Source organism: Rhizobium mesosinicum (assembly GCF_019511345.1).
GTDB lineage: Bacteria > Pseudomonadota > Alphaproteobacteria > Rhizobiales > Rhizobiaceae > Rhizobium > Rhizobium mesosinicum.
The window spans coordinates 19,182-41,524 of sequence record NZ_JAEUAK010000001.1 but is presented as its reverse complement, the minus strand read 5'-3'; the positions used below and the strand labels follow the sequence as shown (position 1 = coordinate 41,524).

Here is a 22,343-nt window from a genome sequence, read left to right as displayed (position 1 = left end):
CTCGGCGTTTTTCTCTTCTGTAAAACGTTGACGATTTATCGATAATTTCTTAATGATGCCGAAAACGAACGGTGGAGGCGATTTTGTCGGGCATTGCGGTCGGTAGCTGGGACTTCTGGATCGATCGTGGGGGCACCTTCACGGATATCGTCGGACGCGACCCGTCCGGTGCCCTGCACGCACGAAAGGTGCTGTCTGAAAATCCGGACGCCTATCGTGACGCCGCTGTACACGGGATCCGTCTGCATCTCGGTCTGACAGCTGGTGAAGCTATCCCGGCCGGACTGATCGGCGAGGTGCGCATGGGCACCACCGTCGCGACCAACGCGCTTTTGGAGCGCAAGGGCGAACGGCTGGCGCTGGTGACGACGAAAGGTTTCCGGGATGCTCTGCGCATCGGCTATCAGGAACGCAAGAAGATCTTCGCGACCGAGATCATCAAGCCGGAAGCGCTCTATCAAGATGTGGTCGAGCTGGATGAACGTGTGCTGGCCGACGGTACCGTCGAGGCAAATCTTGATGAAGCTGCGACCGAAGCAGCGCTCCGCGATTTGCGCTCCAAGGGCTACCGTGCCGTCGCCATCGTCTTCATGCATGCGTACAAATATCCCGCACATGAGGCAGCAGCAGCGCGCATTGCCCGCGCCATCGGTTTCGAGCAGGTTTCCGTCAGCCACGAAGTCTCGCCGCTGATCAAGCTGGTCGGTCGTGGCGATACGACCGTTGTCGATGCCTATCTTTCGCCGGTCCTCGACCACTACGTCCGCCAGGTGTCGGATGAGCTTGATGTAGCGCGCACCGGTGCCCGCGTCATGTTCATGATGTCCTCTGGCGGTCTGACGGCGGCCGACATGTTTCAGGGCAAGGACGCTATTCTGTCCGGCCCGGCCGGCGGTGTTGTTGGTCTTGCAAAGACCGGCGAGCAAGCCGGTTTCGGCCATGTGATCGGCTTCGATATGGGCGGCACCTCGACGGACGTTGCACATTTCGATGGCGAGTATGAGCGCGCTTTCGAAACGGAAGTCGCTGGCGTGCGTGTTCGCGCGCCGATGATGCTGATCCATACGGTGGCGGCCGGCGGTGGTTCCATCCTGCATTTCGAAAGCGGCCGCTTCCGCGTCGGGCCAGATTCTGCCGGCGCTTTCCCAGGCCCTGCCTGCTATCGCAATGGTGGACCGCTTGCGGTGACCGATGCCAATGTGATGGCCGGCAAGCTGCTGCCGGATTTCTTCCCGGCGATCTTCGGCCCGAACCAAGATCAGCCGCTCGATGTCGAGACGGTGCGGCGGAAATTCGCCCAACTCGCAACCGAGATCGGCGACGGACGCAGCCCGGAAGAGGTCGCGGACGGGTTCATCCGCATCGCCGTTGCCAATATGGTCGAGGCGATCAAGAAGATTTCCGTCCAGCGCGGTTATGATGTGACGCGTTATGCTCTCAACTGTTTCGGCGGCGCCGGCGGTCAGCATGCCTGCCTGGTCGCCGATGCGCTCGGTATGAAGAGCATTCTCCTTCATCCAATGTCCGGCCTGCTGTCAGCCTATGGCATGGGCCTCGCCGATATCCGCTCCACCCGCCAGAAGGCGCTCGGCATGCCGCTCGATGCGGCCGCACCGGCAGCGGTCGCCGCGCTCGGTAGGGAATTGCAAGGCGAGTGCCAGCCGGAACTGGTGGCGCAGGGCGTCGAGACCGGCAAGATCAAGACAGTGTTGCGCGCTCATATTCGTTATGCCGGCACCGATACGCTGCTCGCCGTCGAGGCTCTGTTCCCGCAGGATGATGATCCGGCGCGCCTTCGCAGGGAATTCGAGGTGCTGCACAAGCGCCGCTTCGGCTTCGTCGCCGAGGACAAGCCGATGGTCGTGGAGGCGGTCGAGGTCGAATGCATTGGCGGCGCCGCGGCTGAAATCGATATCGATCGTGGCGAAGCGGGTGAGGGCGAGGCTTCGCCCATCCGGCGGACTCTCTTCCATTCGCAGGGCGAAAGCCATGATGCGGCGGTCGTCCTGCGCGGTGGTATCCTTCTTGGCCAGACAGTCACCGGGCCGGCCATCATCATAGAGCCGAACCAGACCATCGTCGTGGAGGATGGCTGGCAGGCGAAGCTGACGGCGCGCGATCATATCGTGCTCACCCGCATCAAGGCGGTGTCCGAGCGCCCGGCGATCGGCACCAAGGCCGATCCGGTCATGCTGGAGATCTTCAACAATCTCTTCATGTCGATTGCCGAGCAGATGGGTGTGACGCTGCAGAACACGGCCTATTCCGTCAACATCAAGGAACGGCTCGATTTTTCTTGCGCGGTCTTCGATGCAGATGGCAATCTCGTTGCCAATGCGCCGCACATGCCTGTGCATCTCGGCTCAATGGATGCGTCGGTGGCGACTGCCATCCGCGAAAATCCGGTCATTTATCCGGGTGACGTCTTCCTGATCAATGCGCCCTATAATGGCGGTACGCATCTGCCTGACCTCACCGTCTGCACGCCCGTCTTCGACGATGCCGGTACGCGCATCCGTTTCTGGGTGGCGAGCCGCGGACATCATGCCGATATCGGCGGTATCTCGCCGGGCTCGATGTCGCCGCTGGCGACGCATATCGAGGAGGAAGGCGTCTATATCGACAATTTCAAACTGCTCGATCGCGGCAAATTCCGTGAGGACGCCCTCGCCGATCTCTTGACCGGCGCGCGTTATCCAGTGCGCACGTTGGCGCAGAACGTCAATGACCTAAAGGCGCAGGTGGCCGCCAATGAGAAGGGCGTGGCGGAACTGAAGAAGATGATCGCGCTTTTCGGCGAGGACGTGGTCGACGCCTATATGGGCCATGTTCAGGATAATGCAGCCGAAAGCGTGCGCCGCGTGCTCGATCGCCTGCCGGACGGCGAGTTTTCCTATGAGATGGATCAGGGCTGCAAGATCGTCGTCAGGATCTCCATCGATCGGGAAAAGCGCGAGGCGACGGTCGATTTTACCGGCACGTCGGCGCAGCGTTCCGACAATTTCAATGCTCCGGCGCCGGTCACACGCGCCGCCGTGCTCTATGTTTTCCGCGTCCTCGTCGAGGCGGATATTCCGATGAATGCCGGCTGCCTGCGGCCGATCCGTATCGTCATCCCCGATGGCACCATGCTGACGCCGGCCTATCCGGCGGCCGTCGTCGCCGGCAATGTCGAGGTCAGCCAGGCCGTCACCAATTGCCTGATCGGCGCCGTCGGCGCGATGGCCGCGGCACAGGGCACGATGAACAACCTGACCTTCGGCAACGATAAGTACCAATATTACGAAACCATTTGCTCCGGCGCCCCCGCCGGTCCCGGCTTCAATGGTGCGGATGCCGTACACACGCACATGACCAATTCGCGCCTTACCGATCCGGAAATCCTAGAGAGCCGTTTCCCCGTTGTGCTGGAGGATTTCCATATCCGGTCGAATTCCGGCGGTCGTGGCCGGTGGCATGCCGGCAACGGCACGCAACGGACGATCCGAACGCTTGAGAAGCTGGAATTTGCCGTTCTCTCCGGCCATCGCCGCGTGGCACCCTTCGGGCTGAAAGGCGGCGAAGACGGGCAGACCGGCCGCAATTATGTTCGCCGCAACGACGGCACGATCGATGAACTGATTGGTGCTGCCCATACGGTGCTTGAAGCTGGCGAAGCCTTCACCGTCGTGACGCCAACGGGGGGCGGATATGGACCGAAAGATTCCTGGCATTTGGTACGAAAGGGCGTTCAATGGAAAAATCGAAGGATCTCAAAGCCCACCGTGACCTGATCGTCTCGTCGGCCCATCTGGCGCTTGGCAGCTCGCCGGCTCTCTCGGAACTCGAATACGGGTCGGTGCTCTTTTCCCACGCTTTTAATCGCTGGATGGTGCGCTGCATGGCGGCGGCCGGGGTGCCGAGCCTGTCGCCGGTGGAAATACTGATCATTCACTCGGTCCGCCATCGCGATCGGCCGAAGACATTGTCTGACCTCTGCCTCGTGCTCGATATAGAAGACACGCATGTCGCCAACTACGCGGTGAAAAAACTTGATGCAGCGGGCCTCGTCAAGACCGGAAAATCCGGCAAGGAAAAAGTCATCCAGGTTACCGACAAGGGCCTGGAGGCGCTGACGCGTTATTCGGAAATCCGCGAGCGGCTTCTGGTCGAGGCAACAAAAGTGTCGGGACTCTCGCAGGACGATCTGTCCAGCATCGCCTCCCATTTGAGAGCTCTCTCGGGCTATTACGAGCAGGCGGCGAGATCAGCGGCAACCTTATGACCGGAACCGTGGAGAGCCGAGACGCCGCCGTTTTCTCCCGATCTCTCGTCAAAAGGGTGCTCCGCCCTTCAAAGGCGGAGTACGATCGCGAGATCCGGCTCAGTTCTTGACCGTATCTTCCAGGAAGAAGCGGCCGAGCGGGTTCTGGTAGAAGTTGTCGATGTTTTTGCGCGCCACGTTGATATAGGGGCTGTAGTAGAGATCGATCCAGTTGACGTCGTCCTTCGCGGTCTTCTGCAGGTCGATATACATTTGTTCGCGCTTTTTCGGATCGAGCTCCAGGCGAGCCTTGGCGACCAGCTCCTTTACCGCGTCGTTCTTGTAGTTGGTCATGTAGTTGTTGTTGGAATCGTGGCCGAGCACGAAAGTCGTCTTCTGGTCCGGGTCGAGAATGTCGTTGGTCCAGTAGTTGACCGAGATGTCGTAATCGCCGGCAACCGTCATGTCCCATTCCTGGCTGGGATCGACCTTCTGCAGGTTGGCGGTGATGCCTGCCTTGGCGAGCTGCTGCTGCACCAGCACGGCCGTCTGCTCATCCACTTCATCGCCGGCGCGGATCAGGTAGTTCAGTGTTAGGTTGGAGACACCGGCATTGGCGAGTAGCTTCTTGGCCTTTTCCGGATCGTAGGGGCGCTTCAGGTTGTCGGCGTAATAGAAAAGCGCGCCCTTCGGAATGTAGGAATTGGCGACCGCGCCCTGACCGAAAGTAACAGCATCGACGATTGCCTTTTTGTCGATTGCCAGATCGAGCGCCTGGCGTACTTCCTTCTTGCCCAGATCGCCATGCGCATGGTTGATCAGCAGGTGATCTTCACGCGTCGACGGGTCGATCAGCACATTGAGGCCGGCATCCTTCTTCAGCTCCTCGACGCGCGAGAAGGGCACGAAGATGGCCGCATCCAGCTGGCCTGCCTGCACGTTGAGCATGCGGGTATTGTCATCAGGCACGGAGATCCATTCGACCCCGTCGAGCTTCACACGGTCCGCCTGCCAGAAGTTCGGGTTCTTCTTCAGGATGATACGGTCGCCGCGCCGCCATTCGTCGACAACGAAGGCGCCGGATGCGATCGGTTTTTCGGCGTAAGCGTCCGCGCCCATGGATTCGATGCCGGCCTTGGAGATGACAGAGGCGTTCGGCAGCGCCAGCGTCGACAGGAAGGGCGCCGACGGGTTCTTGAGCTTGATCGTCAGCGTGTGCGGATCCGTGGCGACGGCCGTGTCGATGACCTTGTAGGAATCGCTCCAGAGCGAGCCTGCGTCATCGCGGATACGCAGCAGGCTGAAAGCCGCGTCTTCCGCCGTCAGCGGCGAACCGTCGGAGAATTTCGCGTCGCGAATCTTGAAGACATAGGTCAGGCCGTCGTCTGAGACGGTCCAGCTTTCGGCAAGGCCGGGCTCCAGCTTGGTGCCGGTCTTGTCGACGCGGATCAGCACGTCGTAGACGTTGGAGAACACCCAGTTGTCGATGTTCTGCGCCGTCTTGATCGGATCGAAGGTCGTCGAATCCTCACGGCGGCCGATGGTGAGCACGCCGGCGGCTTCGGCATAACTTGCGCTGAGCGTCAGGCCTGCAAGAAGCGCTGCAAGTCCGATTGATTTCCATTTGGTGATCATGCGTTCGTTCCCTTCGTTGTTATGGCATGCGTTTGACGGGTACTGCCGGCATCGATTGCAGCTCGTCTTCCAAGCTGGCGCTGCTCAGAAGCGGTTTGTCCGGATCGATGTCGGGGATGGCGGCGATCAGTGCTGTGGTATAGGGATGTTTCGGCCGCGCGAAGACCTCTTCCGAACGGCCTTCCTCGACGATCTCGCCGTGATACATGACGACGACGCGTTCGCAGAGATTGCGCACGATAGCCAGATCATGGGCGATGAACATCAGCGTCAAATTCATCTTGGCGGTGAGCTCGCGGAAGATCGCGATGATCTGTGCCTGGATCGTGACGTCGAGGGCCGCAACACATTCGTCGGCGATGATGAGCTTCGGATCGACGGCGAGCGCCCGGGCGATGCCGGCGCGCTGGCACTGGCCGCCGCTCATACTGCGGGGCTTGCGATTGACAAACTCCCGCTCCAAACCGACGAGATCGAGCAATTCGCCTATCCTCTCCGGAATGGCTGCGGCTGGCACCTTGCCCTGAACCTTGAGCACTTCGGCCAGCATCTGGCCGATGGTGAGGCGCGGATTGAGCGCGTTATAGGGGTCCTGGAAGACCATGGCCGTCTCACGCCGCAGCTTTGCCAGGCCGGCGCTCCGCTGCTGCGCGAGATCGATACCCTCGAATGAGACATGGCCCGAGGAAATCGGGGTCAGACCGAGAACCGCGCGTGCGAGCGTGCTCTTGCCGCTGCCGGATTCGCCGACAATGCCGATGGTCTCGCCCGGCATGACTTGCAGGCTGACACCGGAAACGGCGCTCACCGTCTTTATACTGCTCTTGAACAGACTGCCGCCGGCCTTGAACCGCACATGGAGATCATCGATTTCGAGCAGAGGTTTGACAGAGGAAACTGGTAGCACGGTCTCCGGAACGGCAGCGGCAATCTCATCCGGCATCGACGGATGGCTGTTGATCAGGTTGATCGTATAAGGATCCTGCGGCCGGGACAGGATTGTGCGTTTCGGCCCCTGTTCAAGCAGCTTGCCGTTGCGCATGACGGCGATGCGGTCGCAGGTCTGGGCGACGATGCCGAGATCGTGGGTGATGAGGATGATCGATAAGCCGCGTTTGTCGCGTATATCGAGCAGGAGTTTCAAGATCTGCGCCTGGATCGTTACGTCGAGTGCCGTCGTCGGCTCGTCGGCGATCAAGATTTTCGGGTTGCAGGAGAGAGCCACGCCGATCATGGCGCGCTGGCGCATGCCGCCGGAAAACTCATGCGGATAGCTGTCATATTGGCGAACGGGATCGGGAAAGCCGATCTGTGTGAGGATTTCGATCGCCGCTGCCCGCGCTTCCTTGGCAGTCAGCCCCTGATGATAGCGGATGCCCTCGGAAATCTGGTCGCCGATGCGCATGACCGGATCGAGATGGCTCGTCGGGTTCTGGAAGATCATGCCGATCTCGCCGCCGCGGACTTCCAGCATCTCGGCATCGCTTGCGGCAGTGAGATCGCGCCCCTCGAGCAGGATGGTGCCGCCCTCGATCGTGATCAGAGAGGAGGGCAATAGCCGGACGAGCGAGCGGCAGAGCAGGCTCTTGCCCGATCCGCTTTCGCCGACGAGACCGAGGGTTTCACCCTTGGCAAGGTCAAGCGAGACATGGTCGATCAGCGTTCTCACGCCGCCATCGAGATGAACCTTGACCATCAGGTCGCGGACGGAAAGTAGCGAAGCGCTCATTCGTGAACTCCGAGAAGTTCGCCGAGCGCATCACCCAGCATGCTGAAACCGAAGGCAAGGCAGACGATGGAAAGGCCGGGGAAAAGCGTGATCCACCAGGCCGTGGTGATGAAGCTCTGGCCTTCGGCGACCATCACGCCCCATTCGGCAAGCGGCGGCTGCACGCCAAGGCCAAGATAGCTGACGGCTGCGCCGCTGAGCAGCACCAGCGTTGCATCCGACATGGAAAAGACGATGGAGCCGGCAATCGCATTCGGCAGGAGGTGACGGAACATGATGCGGGGGCGGCTGAAGCCGAGGCTGACGGCGGCAACCGCGTAGTCGCTGCCTTTCAACACCAGCATCTGCGCGCGGATAAGGCGCGCGTAGGAGACCCAGCCGACCAGCGCCATGGCAATATAGAAGCTGCCGAGGCCCGGCCCGAGGATGGCGATGATCGACAGCATCAGGACAAGGAACGGGAAGGCGAGAATGATATCGACGAGGCGCATGAAAACCGCATCGACGATGCCGCCGAAGAAGCCGGCGATGGTGCCGACCGTCGTGCCAATCAGAAACGGGAAGATAACGCCGATGACGGCGATCTGCAGATCGATGCGGGCGCCCCATATGACGCGGGACAGGATGTCGCGACCGAAATTATCCGTGCCAAAGAGATGGGCGAAGGAAGGTGACTGGAGCCGCACATCGGCATTCTGCAGGATTGGATCATAGGGTGCGACCAGCGGAGCGGCGATTGCCAGAAGCAGAAAGAACAGCAGCATGCCGGCGCCGATGACGAGTGTCAGCCGTCGGCCGAGGAAATGGCGCCAGGCGGCTGCGGAGGGGGCAAGGGCTTCGACGCTCACAGCTTCACCCTCGGGTCGACAGCGACGGTGACGATATCTGCAATGAAATTGACGAGCACGGTGGCGCAGGCGAAGGTCATGGCAACGCCTTGAACGACCATGTAATCGCGCGAGAAGATGGCGCGCACCAGCAATTGCCCCATGCCGGGCAAGGCAAAGACGCTTTCGACGACGACGGTGCCGCCGATCAGCCAGCCAATGTTGACGGCCAGCAGATTGATGGTCGGCACCAGCGAGTTTGGCAGGACGTGGCGCCAGAAGACGATGCTTTCGGGCATGCCGCGAGCGCGTGCGGCCGTCGCTACATCTGATTTCAGGGATTCGATCATCGCGGAGCGCAGGCTGCGGGTGAGAACCGTCGAGAGCGACAACGCAACGGTCATCGCCGGCAAGATGAGATGGGAGAGCTTGTCGCCCAGTGTCGTGCCGTAGCCGGAGACGGGCAGGACGCCGAGCTCGACGCTGAAAAGAATAATCAGCATCAGGCCGAGCCAGAAAGGCGGAAAGCCGATCCCGAATGTGGAGATGACGCGTACGGCATGATCAGGCGCCCGGCCAGCGTTGCGCGCGGCAATCGCCGACATCGGCACGGCGATCAGGATCGACAGGGTGACGCTTGTCAGGACAAGCGCGATCGTCGGCTCGATGCGCGTGGCAATCAGCGGGAATACGTCGATCTTGTAGAGGATCGACTTACCCATTTCGCCATTCGCGAGGTTCTTGAGAAAGTAAAAGTATTGCAGCCACATCGGCTGATCGAGGCCGTATTGGGCGCGGATATTGGCAAGAGCCGTCGGTGTCGCGCGCGTGCCGAGGATATTGCGGGCGGGATCGCCGGGGATCAATCTCACCAGGATGAAGGTGATGACGCTGATGCCGAAGATGACTGGCAGAAACTGAAGCGGCCGGGCCAGTATGAACTTATAACGATGCATGGTGGCGCTCGCCCCCTTGTCTTCGCCGGGTTCCGATCACCTCCCTCTGCATCAGCTTGCCTTATGTCGCGACAAGAAATCAATCAACGCGGGATAATAGTCATAGGGGTTTTCGTAGAACGGCATATGACTGGCGTTTGCGAAAACCTTCAGTTCGGCATTTGGCAACGCAAGCTTCATGCGCAGTGCGCAGGCCGGCGTCAACTCGTCATGTTCGCCTGTCGTGATCAACACCGGCGTCTTCACCCGTGGCAGGTCGGGGATGCGGTTCCAGTCCTTCAGGTTGCCGATATAGAGGAATTCGTTCGGACCCTGCATGGTTTCATAAGGACCCATGTTCCAGTCGTCGAGCGAGCGGCGCACGGGAGCCGGCCATTCCGGCAGGCGGCAGACGTGACGGTAGTTCAGGATCGTCACGGCCGCCAGATATTCCGGATGATTGTAGGTTCCCTGCGCTTCATGCTTCTGCATCATCGCCACCGTTTCGGCTCCGAGGGCGGCCCGCAGTCGCTCCAGCTCGGAAATCAGATGCGGCATGTCGGCGACAGTGTCCTCGAGGATGAGTGTCTGCAGGTTTTCGGGGTAGGTCAACGCATAGTCGATCGCGAGCCAGCCGCCCCAGGAGTGGCCGAGCATATGGACCTTGCCGAGGCCAAGCGCCTTGCGCACGGTCTCGGTTTCTTCGACATAGCGGCCGATGGTCCAGAGCGATGCGTCGGTCGGCCGGTCGGAGGCCCCGGTGCCGAGCTGATCGAAGGCGACAACGCGGTAGCCCTTGTCGATGAGACAGGAATGAGCCTCGCGCAGATAGTCGCAGGGCAGGCCCGGGCCGCCATTCAGGCAGAAAACAGTCTCGCCGCCGGTTCCGAAGCTGTAGGCAATCACCTTGTAGCCGTCGACTTCGATCTCATGTCGCGCCTCAGGCTCGATTTCACGCCACATTCACCGCTCCGGCAGAAGATTTCGCTTGCTCAATAATTGGGCATGGCTAAATTTTTATCCGAAACCATGTTCTTTGCCAGCTATAAGAAGTGATAGGGTGGGAAACCACCGGGAGCCTGCCATGCTTGATGAAATCGGCACGATAAGACGGCAATTCTCAGCGCACCAGACGCTTGAGGGTCGCATCGATCAGGTCTTCGAGGCGATGAAGGAGATCGGCTTCGAAGCCTTGATCTACGATTACACGCCGGTGCCTTATGATCTCGATGGAGGGATCATGATCCCGTCACTCTTAAAGCTGCGCAATATCTCCGAAGATATGCGCGAATACTGGTTCGATCGCGGCTATTTCCGAATTGATCCGGTGCAGCAGGTGGCCCTGCGCACCTCGGCACCCTTTTTCTGGAGCTATGACAGGGACGCCGATACTCTGATCAACCGCTTCATGAGCGATGACACGGTGCCGGTGACGCGTTTTCTCAACGAGCGTGACATGTCGACGGGCGTGACGGTTCCTGTCCATATGCCGCGGGGCGATTATGCGACCGTGACCGGCATCCGTTTCGGCGTTAACAGCGATTTCGAGCACCATGCGCTGCGCTATATTGCCGATTTCAATCTGCTGGCCCATGTCTTCCATGAGGCGGCCTATTCGCTTTTCGACGCCGAGGCGCTGAGGGTCGGCAAGGTCCGTTTGACCGAGCGCGAGCGGGAATGCCTGCGCCATTCGGCAGACGGACTTTCGGCCAAGGAGATTTCGCGCATCATCAACCGTTCGGTGCCGACGGTCGTCATGCATCTCAATGCCGCCGCCAAGAAGCTTGGCGCCCGCAACCGCACGCAGGCCGTGGTGCGCGCCACGCATTACCGGCTGCTGGAAGATCGCCCATCCTATAACTTCTGATAGCTGCCTTCGGCTTTTCGGCGACGTTATGCTCTTCCATCATTGCCCTAGAGGATGGAGATATAAGTGGCCGCAGTTTCGACGAAGGAAGATTTTCTGCCGTTTCGCGAATACCGGACATGGTATCGCATCACCGGTTCGCTTGATTCCGGAAAACTGCCACTCGTCGTCGCCCATGGTGGTCCCGGCTGTACGCATGACTATGTCGATTCCTTCAAGGGAATCTCGGAACTCGACGATCGGGCGGTCATCCATTACGATCAGCTCGGCAACGGCAACTCGACCCGATTACCCGAGAAGGGGCCGGATTTCTGGACGCCGGCGCTCTTCCTCGAAGAACTCGATACGCTGCTGAAATATCTCGGTATTCAGGATCGGTACGCTTTTCTCGGTCAGTCCTGGGGCGGCATGCTGGGCGCAGAACATGCAGTACGCCAGCCGAAAGGCCTAAAGGCGCTCGTCATCGCCAATTCGCCGGCCAACATGCATACCTGGGTGGCGGAGGCGAACCGTCTGCGGGAAGAACTGCCGAAGGAGGTACAGGACACGCTGCTGAGGCATGAGGAGGCTGGCACCATTACCGATCCGGACTATGTTGCGGCCTCGCGCGTCTTTTACGACCGGCATGTCTGTCGCGTCTCCCCATGGCCGCCGGAAGTTGCGCGCACCTTTGCGATCATGGACGAAGACAGCACCGTTTACCGCAATATGAACGGCCCGACCGAATTCCACGTGATCGGCACCATGAAGGACTGGACGATCGAGGATCGTCTGCCGCTCATTCAGGCGCCGACGCTTTTGATCTCCGGCAAATATGACGAGGCGACCCCGCTCGTCGTCAAACCCTATGTCGATTGCGTGAAGGGTTGCGAATGGGTCCTCTTCGAGAATTCCAGCCACATGCCGCATGTCGAGGAAAAGGATCTTTGCCTCGACGTCGTCTCAGCCTTTCTCACCAGGCATGATTGATCGCAGTCAGCGACCTGCGCGGTCAGTGCAGGCCGCATCCGTTACCGCTCGAATGGCTCACCCAGCGAGGCGACACCATTGAGCTTCAGCAGGCGGCGATCTGCCGAGATGATACCGAGCACGATGATCGTCACGAGATAGGGCAAGCAAGCCAAAAGCTGCGAGGGCACGTCGAGCCCCGTTGCCTGGGCGGCTAGCCCCATCAGCGATACCGCACCGAAGAGGCAAGCTCCGAGGAAAATCCGCCTCGTTAGCCAGGTTCCGAAGACGACGAGCGCAATAGCGATCCAGCCTCGGCCTGCGATCATGCCGTCCGCCCAGAGCGGCGTATAGATCGTCGACGCATAGGCGCCGGCCAAGCCCGCCATCATGCCGCCGAATGCCACTGCGGCGAAACGTACTGCAATGACAGAATAGCCGATGGCGTGCGCAGCTTTCGGGTTTTCGCCGACGGCGCGGATGACGAGACCCAGCTTGCTATAGGCGAACGTCGCCCAGATCGCGAGCGTCACCAGAAGCGAAAGCCAAACGACGATATCCTGGGTGAACAGGCCGCCAAGGACAGGAATATCGGAAAGGCCGGGAATGGTGATTTTCGGCAATGCCTTGACCGTCAGGCTCTCGTAGCTCTTGCCGAACAGCGCCGACAAGCCCTGACCGAGGATGCCGATGGCCAGCCCCGTTGCGACCTGGTTTGCGTTGAAGCCGAGGATGATCCCGCCAAAGACAAGCGAAAGCAGGATGCCACCGATGCCAGCGGCAAGAAAAGCAAGAAAGTGGCCGCCGCCATTATAGACGATGATGAAGGCTATAACGGCGCCTAACGCCATGAGTCCTTCGACGCCGAGATTCAGGACCCCGGCGCGTTCGACCACAAGTTCGCCAAGTGCCGCCAAGAGAAAGGGCGTGGCGGCTGCCAGCATGCCGGCCAGAATGAAATCGACGGCATTCATGAAGCTCTCCTGATAGCGGCAGAGCGCCAGGCGAGGCGGTAGCGGACGAAGGCGACGGCGATCAGATAGGCGAGCAGCAGGCTGCCCTGAAAGACGCGTACCGCAGCGATCGGCAGGTTAGCCGAGACCATGGCATTATCGCCGCCGATATAGAGTGCGGCCATGACGACCGACGATATGACGATGCCGATCGGGTGAAGCCCGCCGAGATAGGCGACGATGATTGCCGCATAGCCATAACCGGTCGAAATCGAGCGCTGCAGCTGGCCGAGGGGCCCGGCGACTTCGGCTGCACCTGCAAGCCCGGCGGCAGCGCCACCGATCAAAAGCGAGAGCCATATTGCCCAGCCCTCTTTGAAGCCGGCATAGCTCGCCGCACGTGGCGCCAGTCCGCCGACCTGCAACTTATAGCCGATGAAGCTCTTCTGCATGAAGATCCACGCGGCAATCGACAGAAGAACGGCAAGGATCAACGAGACATTGACGCGCGTTCCCTCGATCAGGATCGGCACCATCGCGTCATACTGAAACATCACCGACTGCGGGAAGTTGAAGCCATTCGGATCCTTCCAGGGGCCGAGCAGCAGATAATTGAGAAGCTGCACCGCAACGAAGCTCAGCATCAGCGAGACCAGGATTTCGTTGGCATTGAGCCGGACGCGCCAGAAGGAAGTCAGCGATGCCCAGAGCGCGCCGCCAATCGTGCCGAGCAGTAGCATCGCCGGCCAGATCCACTGGCCGGTTGCATCGGGCCACCAAATCGGAATGGCCGAGGCAAAGATTGCACCGAGCACGAATTGTCCTTCGGCGCCGATGTTGAACACCTTGGCGCGGAAGCCGATCGCCAATCCCTGCGCGATCAGCAATAGTGGGCCGGTTTTCAGCAGGACTTCGGAGAAGGATGCCCAGGAAAAAAAGGGTTCGATCAGCATCGCATAGATGACCGCAGCCGGATCACGTCCCATGACGACATAAAGACCGAGATTGAGGATGATCGTGACGACGAGTGCGATGGGCGGGGCAAGCAGGGTAGCGACAAGCGAGGCGCGCTCCCGGCGGACGAGGGTTGGCAGGACGGCAAACAGAGGTCTGCTCATGCGATCGCTTTCTCGCGCTGCGACTGGGCGCCGATCATGTATCGGCCGATGTCCTCGGGCTTGGCGTCGCGCGTGACGAGCGGCGGGCTCAGCGAACCGTGGTGCAGGACCTGGATGAAATCGCTGAGTTCGAACAATTCTTCGATTTCCTCGGAAATGACGAGGATCGCCATGCCTTCGTTGCGCAGAGTGATCAGCCGTTTGCGGATTGCCGAGGCTGCGCCGATATCGACGCCCCAGGTGGGTTGCGCGAGGAAGAGCAGTTTCGGGGCCAGCATGATTTCGCGTCCGACGATGAATTTCTGCAAATTACCGCCGGAGAGGGATCCGGCCTCGGCCTCAGGACCACGCGTGCGCACGTCATAGTCTCGAATGCACTCATTGGTGAAGGCGGTCGCCTGCGCCTTGTCGAGCAGCCCTCGCCTGACGAGGTTCAGGGGATGGGCAGTGAGCAGGCTATTGAGAGTGAGTGACATTTCGGGGACGGCGCCGCGGCCGAGCCGATCCTCCGGCACGAAGGCAAATCCGAGCTGCCGGCGGGCCGCCGGCTCAAGCATGCCGACATCCTTGCCCATCATGAAGATCTGGTCGCGCTGCTCGCGCGGCAGGATCGTCTCGCCGGAGATCAGCGCGGCAAGCTCGCTTTGGCCGTTGCCGGAAATCCCGGCAATGCCGAGGATTTCTCCGGCGCGGACGACAAGGCTGACCTGGGATAGCGGCACGGCGAAAGGATCATCGGGCCTGTAATCGAGGCCGATCAGTTCCAGCCGCTTCTCGCCTTCGGCAAGCGACAGAGCCGGCATCGGTTCCGGCATGTCACGGCCGATCATCATGCGGGCAAGGTCATGGGCGTCGTGCTCGCGCGGATCGACATGCCCCGTCACCCGTCCGCCGCGCAGGATTGTCGCGCGATCGCAAAGCGACTGGATCTCTTCCAGCTTGTGGGAAATGAAAAGGATGGAAACGCCGCCATCACGTAGCCGGCGCAAGGTCTCGAACAGCTTCTCCACGGCCTGCGGCGGCAGGACCGACGTCGGCTCGTCGAGGATCAGCAGCTTCGGATCGGTCATCAGGCAGCGGATGATTTCCACGCGTTGCCGCTCGCCGACCGAAAGCGAGTGTACATGGGCGAGTGGGTCGACCTCCAGGCCGAATTCGTGCCCGAGCTTGCGGATGCGCTCCGCCAACTCGGCTTTCGTCCCGGCCACGATAAGCCTGATGTTCTCGACCACGTTCAGGCTCTCGAACAGCGAGAAATGCTGAAAGACCATGCCGATGCCGGCACGCCTTGCCTCTGCGGGAGAGGCAAGGCTGAGGTTCTGCCCGTTCCAGGCAACAGTTCCGCTATCAGGCTGTTCGACGCCGTAGATCAGCTTCATCAGGGTCGATTTGCCGGCCCCGTTTTCTCCGAGAATGGCATGGATCGAGCGGGGAGCGACGTCGAGGTCGATCTGCTGGTTGGCATGGACCTGGCCGTAGCTCTTGGAAATGCCGCGCAGCGACAGGAGCGGGCTTGCCATGGCTTACTTCGGCAGCGGCGTCGTGACACCCTTAACGTGCCAGTCCATCGCGACGATCTGGGCGTCCGTCATCATCGCGCCCGAAGCAGCCCCTTCGCTACCATCGGCCTTGGTAATTGGACCGGTGAAGGGCGAGAAGCTGCCATCGGCGATCTTTGCCTCGATTGCCTTGATCTTGCTCATCGTATCGGCCGGGATTGCCGGGTTCCAGTCGACGACTTCAACCACCCTGTCTGCAACGCCGAGGAAGGTATTGGCGCCCTTGAAGGTGCCGGCAAGATGGGCATCAACCGACGCCTTGAAGAACGGCGACCAGTCGGTGGAGACGCAGCCGAGATAGGCCTTTTCGGCATATTTCTTCATCGAGGAGTTCAGGTTGAAGGCATAGATGCCGGCTTCCTCGCAGGCCGAGATCACTGAGGGCGTATCCTGCGCATTGGAGAAGATCACGTCGCAGCCCTGTGAGATCAGCGCCTTGGCGGCTTCCTGCTCCTTGGCCGGATCGAACCAGGAATTGACCCAAACGACGGAGACTTCGATATCAGGTTTGACGGATTGTGCGCCGAGTGTGAAGGCATTGATGGAGGTGATGAGTTCCGGAATGGCAAAGGCCGAAACCGAGCCGAGCTTGCCTGTCTTGGAAACGGCCGCCGCCGCCATGCCGAGCAGATAGGTGCCCTGGAAATATTTGGCGGCGAAGGGTGAGAAGTTCGGCGCGACCTGGAAGCCCGAGGCATGCAGGACAGTGACCTTGGGGTTGCGGCGGGCGATCTGCAGCGCACCGTTCTGGTAGCCAAAGGAGCCGGCGATCAGGAAATGGTTTCCATCGGCGACAGTCTTGTTCATGATGCGGTCGGCATCTGGGCCTTCGGCGATATTCTCGATAATAGTGACCTTCACCTTGTCGCCATAGGCGGCCTTGATCGGATCGATTCCGGCGGCAAGTGCGTGGCCCCAGCCGACATCACCGATCGGCGAGGGCACGACGAGAGCGATGCCGAGCGGTTCGTCGGCAGCAAATGCGGTGCGCCCGGCAAAAGCGGTGGCGAGGCCGGCAGCGGCCGCGTTCTTCATGAGCGTTCGGCGGGTCAGATTGTTGGACATGTCAGTTCCCCTCTTTTGGTTGTTCAGAATTCGACGGTCGCGAGCGCCGCTTCGGCATCCGCGAAAAGCTTGGATTCGTCTAGGCCGGTGAATTCACCGGCCTGCCAGACGATGCGTCCATTGATCATGGTGAGGTCGGTCGGCATGCCGATCCCGACCTTGGCAATCAGGCTCAGCGGGTCATGCCGTGTGCCGACATAATCCATCCGTCGCGTATCAATCGCGAAAAGGTCTGCCGCCATGCCCGGAGCAAGACGGCCGATATCGCGGCGGCCGAGCAGGCTTGCGCCGCCCGTGGTTGCGTAGTCCAGGAAATCGGCCGGCGGCGGAACAGGGTGAGCGCGTGTCGATGCCGCCAGGCATTGCAGCATGTAGGCGGAGTGGATGCAGTGCATGAGGTTTGAATTGTCGTTTGATGCAGCGCCGTCGCAGCCAAGCCCGATGCGCAGGTTGAAGGCGGACATTGCCGGAATATCGGTCACCTCTGCGCCGACAAGATAGACCGGCTCGGGGCAATGGGAGACGCCGGTGCCGCTTGCGGCCATCTTGCGCAATTCATCATGCGTCAGTTCCCAGCAATGAGCATAAAAAGTGTCGGGGCCTGCAAAGCCGAGTTCCGTACAGTAATCGACCGTACGCATGCCATGCCGGGCCTCGATCACGTGGCTTTCGCCTTCGCCGACATGCGTGTGCAAAAACACCCCACGGTCACGGGCAAGTGCTACGGATTCGACGAAAGTCTCGCGGTAGCAGTTGACCGGCTGGCAGGGGGCGACCACCACCTGCCGCATGCTGAATGGGCTGGCATCGTGATAGCTGTCGATCAGCCGGGCGCAATCGGCGATGAATTCATCCGTCGTCTCCAGCATTGCATCCGGGATCGTTGACCCCTCTGACTTCGGCAGCGTGTTGCCGCCGCGGCCTGCGTGGAAGCGCATGCCGAAAAGTTCGGCCGCTTCGAATTGCCGGTCGATGAGACGTTTTCCGGCATGGCGGGGGAAGCAGTATTGATGGTCGAATGCCGTTGTGCAGCCATGTTTGATCATCTCTGCCATGGCCGTGACGGAGGAATGGTAGAAGCAATCCTCGTTTAGCCGCGAGAAGATCGGGTAGATCCGGTCCAGCCATTCGATGACCGACAGTTTCGTCCAGTCGAGGTCGGCTCGGTTGCGTACGAAACACTGAAAGAAATGGTGATGCGTGTTGACGAGGCCAGGGTAAACGAACCAGCCGGTGGCATCCTGCACGATCGTGCCGGCGGGCAGTGTTTCGGCCGCCAGGTTCGCTCCGATCGCCTGGATCGCCGGACCATCCGTAAGCAGATCGACGTTCCGGCGTACGGCCGGGCCATTGCCCTCGTCGATAATTACGGCTGCGCAGTTCTTCAGGAGGTAGCCAGCCATGTCAGCTCTCCTCCTTTGCAGGATGCGGATCTGGCTTCAGCTCGTGCAGGCGATGAATGCCGGGCATTTCGATGAAGCCGTCGATGCTTCGGATGGCGCGCAGCCATAGCCGGATCGTCGGGTAGGGATCGAGCGGGATTCCGCCATCGGGCGCCAGCGCCACATAGGGGAAGCAGGCGATATCGGCGATCGTCGCGCTGTTCGACGCGAGAAACCGCATGCCGCGAAGCTGCTGTTCGAAGAGGCCCGCTTCGAGTTCGCGCAGGGCGGCGATGCCCTGCCTCTGCAGAACGTCGATATTGCCAGGGCGCAGAAGCATCTCGTGCAGCCGCGCGCCGCCGAGATTGGCCGTCAGCCGGTGCGAGAAGGAAAGCCACTGTTGCACCCGCGCCGTCTCTTCAGGCGCGCTTGTCCCCAGCCATTCCGGGGCGTTTCCGGCGGCGAGATAGGCGAGCATCGCGCAGGATTCCGTCAGGACGAGATCGCCGTCCTCAAGGATCGGTATAGAACCCGCCGGATTGAGCGCCAGGAGTTCCGGACCACGATGTTCGGCGCCGGGATGAAAATCGACCGGGCGGATATCCAGCTTGATGCCGAGGATCGCGGCCATCAGGCGGATCTTGTAGCAGCTCGGCGAGAGAATGTAGTCGTAGAGCTTCATTGCGCGACCAACTGTGCGCCGTATGTATAGTTATGGCGCTTGAGCCAGCGCCGATAGGCCACCGAGGTCAGGTCGGCCCTCGTCGGGATTTCCATGCCAGGATCGAGCGGCAGAAGGGCCGGGATCTGGTTTTCGAGGATCGAACGATCCTGCAGGAAGATCATCTGCTGAAAATGGATGAGATCTGTCATCGGTGTTTCGTCATCAAAAAGGGCCATCCATGGCCACACGTCGCAAAGATCTTCCGCAAGCGGCTGGACAAAGAGAGTAATGACATCCCATTCGCCCGGACGGGGAGGACAGGTCTTATAGAGCACTGAGCAGGTCGGAGCCGGCACGCGGTACATATATTCGGTGGTGATGCCACCGGTTGCCGATTTGGCGGCCTGTGGCTGGTAGAACTTCACCTGCGTCGCCCAGACCTCGTCCTCATCCTCGCGGATCTCGACCTTGTAGTTCTCGACTTCCGTATGCGGCTCGGCGCCGAGAATATCGGTGTGGACGAACGGGAAATGGGCGATGTCGAGGAAATTCTCGACCGCCCGCAGCGGCGAGCACCGCACCCGCACGACGCCGACGTCGACAAAACGGCGGCCGGGCTGGTCCGCCTCGGGAATGGCAAAAAGCTCCTTGCGGGGATTGCCGAGCGAAGCCCAAACATGGCCGTAACGGACACGGACCGGAAGGCTGCGCCTGTCGGACGATGTCACCCGCGCATCGCCGTCGGGCGTGCGCGCCACTTCGATGGGCTCGCCCATTAGGACAGTCTTGGTTCCAGCCTCCGTCAGTTGGGAGAAAAGGCCCACCGGATACCACTCATCGATCATCGCGCCGGCCTTCATCATGCGACCTCCGTGCGGCACGCTTCCGCCCGACGACGCACGGCTTCGGCGAGGCGGGACGCCGCGACCCGATCCGCGGGGCTACGGCTCTGCTCGATCATCACGTGGATCAGCGTCCGCCCCGCCTGCTCCGTGGGCAGCAACCGGATCCATGGACAGTCCGCGATGCGAATAAGCCCATCCGTGCCGGTTTTCCCGCCGGCCGCAGCTTCGAGGGCCGCCATATCGGCCTCTGCGGTCAGCGAGCGCAAGGGCACGAGATCGTCAAAGCCCGGCGGCTGTTCCGCCGGTTCTCCGGTAGCCACCCAGATGACACCATTCGATTCCTCGACCTTGTGGACCGCGACACGGATCGTTTCCGGCGGCACGAGATCGGGATGGGCAGGGATGCGAATGCAGGTTCCCGCAGAAGAATAGCTCCAGCCATGATAGATACAGGAGAGCGCCTCGCCGCGCACGAAGCCATGGGATAAACGCATCCCGCGATGCGGACAGCGATCCGACGACGCCGACACACGCCCGGACTGACTGCGCCAGAGGGCGATCGATCCTGCTTGTGTCCACGCTGGCATGACGGTTGCCGACGGCAGATCAGCAGAAAGGGCGACAGGCGTCCACGAGCCGGCCGTATCAGATGGCATGACCTTTATTTCCTCGATTTTACCAATGCTTTAGCGCCGTTGACCGTGCACTTTTGCCGAGCTTGTGGCCTCGGTGATCAGAGGCTTGCATAAAAAAATCGCATTGGCAACAATGATTAAATAAAAGGCACAGGATCAATACCGCCTGCACTACCGTGTGTCGGCGGGATCTGCAATCCTGCGCTGAATCTCCTCCACCCAGACATCGATCGGCCCAAGCGAACATCCCATTTCCAGCATGTCGATCAGTTCGATCGGGCCTGCGACCTCGAGTTCGATTCGGTCGGCGCCGGTGTGAATGAAATCCTGGTACAGTCCGAGCTTATCGGCATGGCGGCGGATCCACGGGACGAACGATGCGGCATTGACATCGCCGAGGATCGTCATTCGCTCGCGCAATTCGCCGCCCTGCCGCCCCTGTATCACTGTTATATCCCTTGTTTCATTCATGGTGACAGCATAGTGGCAAGGAAAGCGCCATGACAACCGGCATGGGCGGCGAACCGGCAGCATATCTGGCCCGGCGCTCCATCAGCACGCTCGCAATCAGCGGCGGCTTGTGTGGCGCGGCGCCGCTGCATCCACTGGCATATCTTCAGTTGGCGGCTCCCAGCCGAAGACGCTTCGGCCGCCGAAGGTCGAGGATTGCCGGAATTCGCCGGCTACGATTTCCTTGAGGTCGGGACCAGTGACATAGCGCTCCACGCTGCGCGACTGGTCGTCGAGCCGGCGCAAGGCCTGCAGCTCCTCCTCGCGGCCGAGCCTACCTTTCATGACTGCCGATTTCATCACATTGATGGTTTCGTCATAAACCTTGAGCGGCACAGGGAAGGGGTGCCTGTCCTTGCCGCCGTGAGCGATCGAAAAGCGGGCGGGATCGGAAAAGCGGCAGGGCGCGCCATGCACGACTTCGGCAACGAGCGCCAGCGCCTTGACCGTGCGGGCACCAACGCCGGGCACGAGAAGCAAATCCTCGAAATCGACCGGTCCGCGATCGGCAGCCGCGGCAAGATTGCCATGCAAACGCCTCATGTTGACGTCGCTTTCGCGCACATCGTGATGTGCGGGCATGATCAGATGCGGCAGCATCAGCTGCTCGGCTCGCTCCGGCAAGGGCGCAGGATCGGCGGCCAGAGCAAGGGCTGCAGCCTCGCGGATAATGCGGTCCGGCCCAAGAGCTGCGAGAAGATCGAGCTGGTCGTGGCGGGATTTTTCAGCGCGCCGGTCGGCGAGATTGATGATCTCGCCCTGAGATCGGCCTTCGATGGCCGCGTGCGGGGAATTGACGAAGCTTTCCAATCCTTCCGAGAACCAGTGATAGCGCCGCGCCTGACGCTTGTCGCCATTCATGCCTTGCTGAACGATCACCCAATGGCCGTCATCGGCGACGATGAAGCCGTGAAGATAGAGGTCGAAACCATCCTGGACGGCTGCACTGTCCACTTTGGCGACCAGACGGCTCGTCTTGGCAAGGCCGGCGCCATCCAACCCCGTCCGTTCCCCGATCGCCATCAGCTCATCCGGCGTCTTGCGCGATTGCGCGCCGCGGCCGCCGCAGACGTGCAGTCCGAGTTCCTTCGAAAGCGGCTTCAGCCCGCGCTTCAACGCTCCCAAAACGCTCGTCGTAATTCCCGAAGAATGCCAGTCCATGCCCATGACCGCACCGAAGGACTGGAACCAAAAGGGATGGGCAAGCCGGCGCAGGAATTCGTCGCGCCCGTAGTGGTGAACGATGGCTTCGGTTATCAACGCACCGAGCGCCGTCATACGGTTGCCCAGCCATGGTGGCACGCGCCCTCCGTGAAGGGGGAGGTCGGCGCTGCCCGCTCTTTGCGACATGCTTCCTCTTTCTGCCTGCGATCTGCCGTGATGGGTCGGATCACCCAATAAAACAGCTATCCGTCAAAATCGCGGCGA

19 protein-coding genes are annotated in these 22,343 nt (G+C 60.7%); 4 read left to right on the top strand and 15 right to left on the bottom strand.

The genetic code is table 11. From position 1 onward, the window contains the following. The first annotated feature begins 83 nt into the window (after positions 1-83). The gene (locus JNB85_RS00210) at positions 84-3,773 is read left to right on the top strand and encodes a hydantoinase B/oxoprolinase family protein (RefSeq protein WP_223216385.1); all 3,690 of its coding nucleotides are present in this window, start codon (positions 84-86) and stop codon (positions 3,771-3,773) included. Continuing rightward, a complete protein-coding gene (locus tag JNB85_RS00205; protein ID WP_220332381.1) occupies positions 3,734-4,264 on the top strand; it encodes a winged helix DNA-binding protein in 531 nt (176 codons plus the stop codon). Before JNB85_RS00210 ends, JNB85_RS00205 begins: the two co-directional genes overlap by 40 nt. A 99-nt stretch (positions 4,265-4,363) precedes the next feature. On the opposite strand, the gene JNB85_RS00200 is transcribed toward JNB85_RS00205, so the two are convergent. From JNB85_RS00200 to JNB85_RS00180, 5 genes are read right to left on the bottom strand one after another with little or no spacing between them, the layout of a single operon-like run. Then, positions 4,364-5,878 (bottom strand): ABC transporter substrate-binding protein, encoded by a 1,515-nt coding sequence (locus tag JNB85_RS00200; protein ID WP_220332380.1) that lies wholly within the window; start codon positions 5,876-5,878, stop codon positions 4,364-4,366. Positions 5,879-5,897: 19 nt separating this feature from the next. Next, positions 5,898-7,607, bottom strand: coding sequence for a dipeptide ABC transporter ATP-binding protein (locus tag JNB85_RS00195; RefSeq protein WP_220332379.1), 1,710 nt, complete (start codon positions 7,605-7,607; stop codon positions 5,898-5,900). Further along, entirely contained in the window at positions 7,604-8,455 is an 852-nt protein-coding gene (locus tag JNB85_RS00190) for an ABC transporter permease (protein WP_220332378.1), read from the bottom strand. Before JNB85_RS00190 ends, JNB85_RS00195 begins: the two co-directional genes overlap by 4 nt. Continuing rightward, positions 8,452-9,390 (bottom strand): ABC transporter permease, encoded by a 939-nt coding sequence (locus JNB85_RS00185; protein ID WP_220332377.1) that lies wholly within the window; start codon positions 9,388-9,390, stop codon positions 8,452-8,454. The genes JNB85_RS00190 and JNB85_RS00185 overlap by 4 nt, the downstream gene beginning before the upstream one ends. Before the next feature lie 51 nt (positions 9,391-9,441). Continuing rightward, a complete protein-coding gene (locus JNB85_RS00180; RefSeq protein ID WP_220332376.1) occupies positions 9,442-10,332 on the bottom strand; it encodes a proline iminopeptidase-family hydrolase in 891 nt (296 codons plus the stop codon). Between the two features lie 121 nt (positions 10,333-10,453). Here JNB85_RS00180 and JNB85_RS00175 point away from each other — a divergent pair, with 121 nt between their 5' ends. Together JNB85_RS00175 and JNB85_RS00170 are read left to right on the top strand one after the other, a co-directional pair. Next, positions 10,454-11,236 (top strand): helix-turn-helix transcriptional regulator, encoded by a 783-nt coding sequence (locus JNB85_RS00175; protein ID WP_220332375.1) that lies wholly within the window; start codon positions 10,454-10,456, stop codon positions 11,234-11,236. 66 nt (positions 11,237-11,302) lie between these two features. Beyond that, the gene (locus JNB85_RS00170; RefSeq protein ID WP_220332374.1) at positions 11,303-12,205 is read left to right on the top strand and encodes a proline iminopeptidase-family hydrolase; all 903 of its coding nucleotides are present in this window, start codon (positions 11,303-11,305) and stop codon (positions 12,203-12,205) included. 41 nt (positions 12,206-12,246) lie between these two features. Here JNB85_RS00170 and JNB85_RS00165 read toward each other — a convergent pair whose 3' ends face one another. From JNB85_RS00165 to JNB85_RS00120, 10 genes are all read right to left on the bottom strand, one after another. Then, positions 12,247-13,158: an ABC transporter permease gene (locus tag JNB85_RS00165; protein WP_220332373.1), complete on the bottom strand. Its 912-nt coding sequence runs from the start codon at positions 13,156-13,158 to the stop codon at positions 12,247-12,249. Further along, on the bottom strand, positions 13,155-14,255 hold the full coding sequence (locus tag JNB85_RS00160) for an ABC transporter permease (RefSeq protein ID WP_220332372.1): 1,101 nt from the start codon (positions 14,253-14,255) through the stop codon (positions 13,155-13,157). The genes JNB85_RS00165 and JNB85_RS00160 overlap by 4 nt, the downstream gene beginning before the upstream one ends. Next, a complete protein-coding gene (locus JNB85_RS00155) occupies positions 14,252-15,775 on the bottom strand; it encodes an ABC transporter ATP-binding protein (protein ID WP_220332371.1) in 1,524 nt (507 codons plus the stop codon). Before JNB85_RS00155 ends, JNB85_RS00160 begins: the two co-directional genes overlap by 4 nt. Before the next feature lie 3 nt (positions 15,776-15,778). Beyond that, positions 15,779-16,879: a BMP family ABC transporter substrate-binding protein gene (locus JNB85_RS00150; RefSeq protein ID WP_220332370.1), complete on the bottom strand. Its 1,101-nt coding sequence runs from the start codon at positions 16,877-16,879 to the stop codon at positions 15,779-15,781. A gap of 23 nt (positions 16,880-16,902) precedes the next feature. Beyond that, positions 16,903-18,282 carry an amidohydrolase gene (locus tag JNB85_RS00145; protein ID WP_220332369.1) on the bottom strand — a complete coding sequence of 460 codons (1,380 nt, stop codon included), beginning with the start codon at positions 18,280-18,282 and terminating at the stop codon, positions 16,903-16,905. A gap of 1 nt (position 18,283) precedes the next feature. Further along, complete coding sequence (locus JNB85_RS00140; protein WP_220332368.1) at positions 18,284-18,943, bottom strand: glutathione S-transferase family protein; 660 nt, start codon at positions 18,941-18,943, stop codon at positions 18,284-18,286. Continuing rightward, positions 18,940-19,785 carry an aromatic ring-hydroxylating oxygenase subunit alpha gene (locus JNB85_RS00135; RefSeq protein WP_220333072.1) on the bottom strand — a complete coding sequence of 282 codons (846 nt, stop codon included), beginning with the start codon at positions 19,783-19,785 and terminating at the stop codon, positions 18,940-18,942. The genes JNB85_RS00140 and JNB85_RS00135 overlap by 4 nt, the downstream gene beginning before the upstream one ends. After that, positions 19,785-20,426, bottom strand: a complete 642-nt coding sequence (locus JNB85_RS00130) for a Rieske 2Fe-2S domain-containing protein (protein WP_220332367.1) — start codon at positions 20,424-20,426, stop codon at positions 19,785-19,787. Before JNB85_RS00130 ends, JNB85_RS00135 begins: the two co-directional genes overlap by 1 nt. Positions 20,427-20,576: 150 nt before the next feature. Next, positions 20,577-20,813, bottom strand: a complete 237-nt coding sequence (locus tag JNB85_RS00125) for an acylphosphatase (protein ID WP_420852251.1) — start codon at positions 20,811-20,813, stop codon at positions 20,577-20,579. 159 nt (positions 20,814-20,972) lie between these two features. Further along, positions 20,973-22,265 carry a DUF763 domain-containing protein gene (locus tag JNB85_RS00120; protein ID WP_220332365.1) on the bottom strand — a complete coding sequence of 431 codons (1,293 nt, stop codon included), beginning with the start codon at positions 22,263-22,265 and terminating at the stop codon, positions 20,973-20,975. Positions 22,266-22,343 lie beyond the last annotated feature (78 nt).

Bases quoted from the DNA above. Each gene is read 5' to 3' on its own strand.
- JNB85_RS00200 (WP_220332380.1), bottom strand. From the start codon at position 5,878: ATGATCACCAAATGGAAATCAATCGGACTTGCAGCGCTTCTTGCAGGC.
- JNB85_RS00175 (WP_220332375.1), top strand. From the start codon at position 10,454: ATGCTTGATGAAATCGGCACGATAAGACGGCAATTCTCAGCGCACCAG.
- JNB85_RS00205 (WP_220332381.1), top strand. From the start codon at position 3,734: ATGGAAAAATCGAAGGATCTCAAAGCCCACCGTGACCTGATCGTCTCG.
- JNB85_RS00185 (WP_220332377.1), bottom strand. From the start codon at position 9,390: ATGCATCGTTATAAGTTCATACTGGCCCGGCCGCTTCAGTTTCTGCCA.
- JNB85_RS00120 (WP_220332365.1), bottom strand. From the start codon at position 22,265: ATGTCGCAAAGAGCGGGCAGCGCCGACCTCCCCCTTCACGGAGGGCGC.
- JNB85_RS00155 (WP_220332371.1), bottom strand. From the start codon at position 15,775: ATGGCAAGCCCGCTCCTGTCGCTGCGCGGCATTTCCAAGAGCTACGGC.
- JNB85_RS00130 (WP_220332367.1), bottom strand. From the start codon at position 20,426: ATGCCATCTGATACGGCCGGCTCGTGGACGCCTGTCGCCCTTTCTGCT.
- JNB85_RS00145 (WP_220332369.1), bottom strand. From the start codon at position 18,282: ATGGCTGGCTACCTCCTGAAGAACTGCGCAGCCGTAATTATCGACGAG.
- JNB85_RS00135 (WP_220333072.1), bottom strand. From the start codon at position 19,785: ATGAAGGCCGGCGCGATGATCGATGAGTGGTATCCGGTGGGCCTTTTC.
- JNB85_RS00150 (WP_220332370.1), bottom strand. From the start codon at position 16,879: ATGTCCAACAATCTGACCCGCCGAACGCTCATGAAGAACGCGGCCGCT.
- JNB85_RS00180 (WP_220332376.1), bottom strand. From the start codon at position 10,332: ATGTGGCGTGAAATCGAGCCTGAGGCGCGACATGAGATCGAAGTCGAC.
- JNB85_RS00165 (WP_220332373.1), bottom strand. From the start codon at position 13,158: ATGAATGCCGTCGATTTCATTCTGGCCGGCATGCTGGCAGCCGCCACG.
- JNB85_RS00125 (WP_420852251.1), bottom strand. From the start codon at position 20,813: ATGACGATCCTCGGCGATGTCAATGCCGCATCGTTCGTCCCGTGGATC.
- JNB85_RS00195 (WP_220332379.1), bottom strand. From the start codon at position 7,607: ATGAGCGCTTCGCTACTTTCCGTCCGCGACCTGATGGTCAAGGTTCAT.
- JNB85_RS00160 (WP_220332372.1), bottom strand. From the start codon at position 14,255: ATGAGCAGACCTCTGTTTGCCGTCCTGCCAACCCTCGTCCGCCGGGAG.
- JNB85_RS00140 (WP_220332368.1), bottom strand. From the start codon at position 18,943: ATGAAGCTCTACGACTACATTCTCTCGCCGAGCTGCTACAAGATCCGC.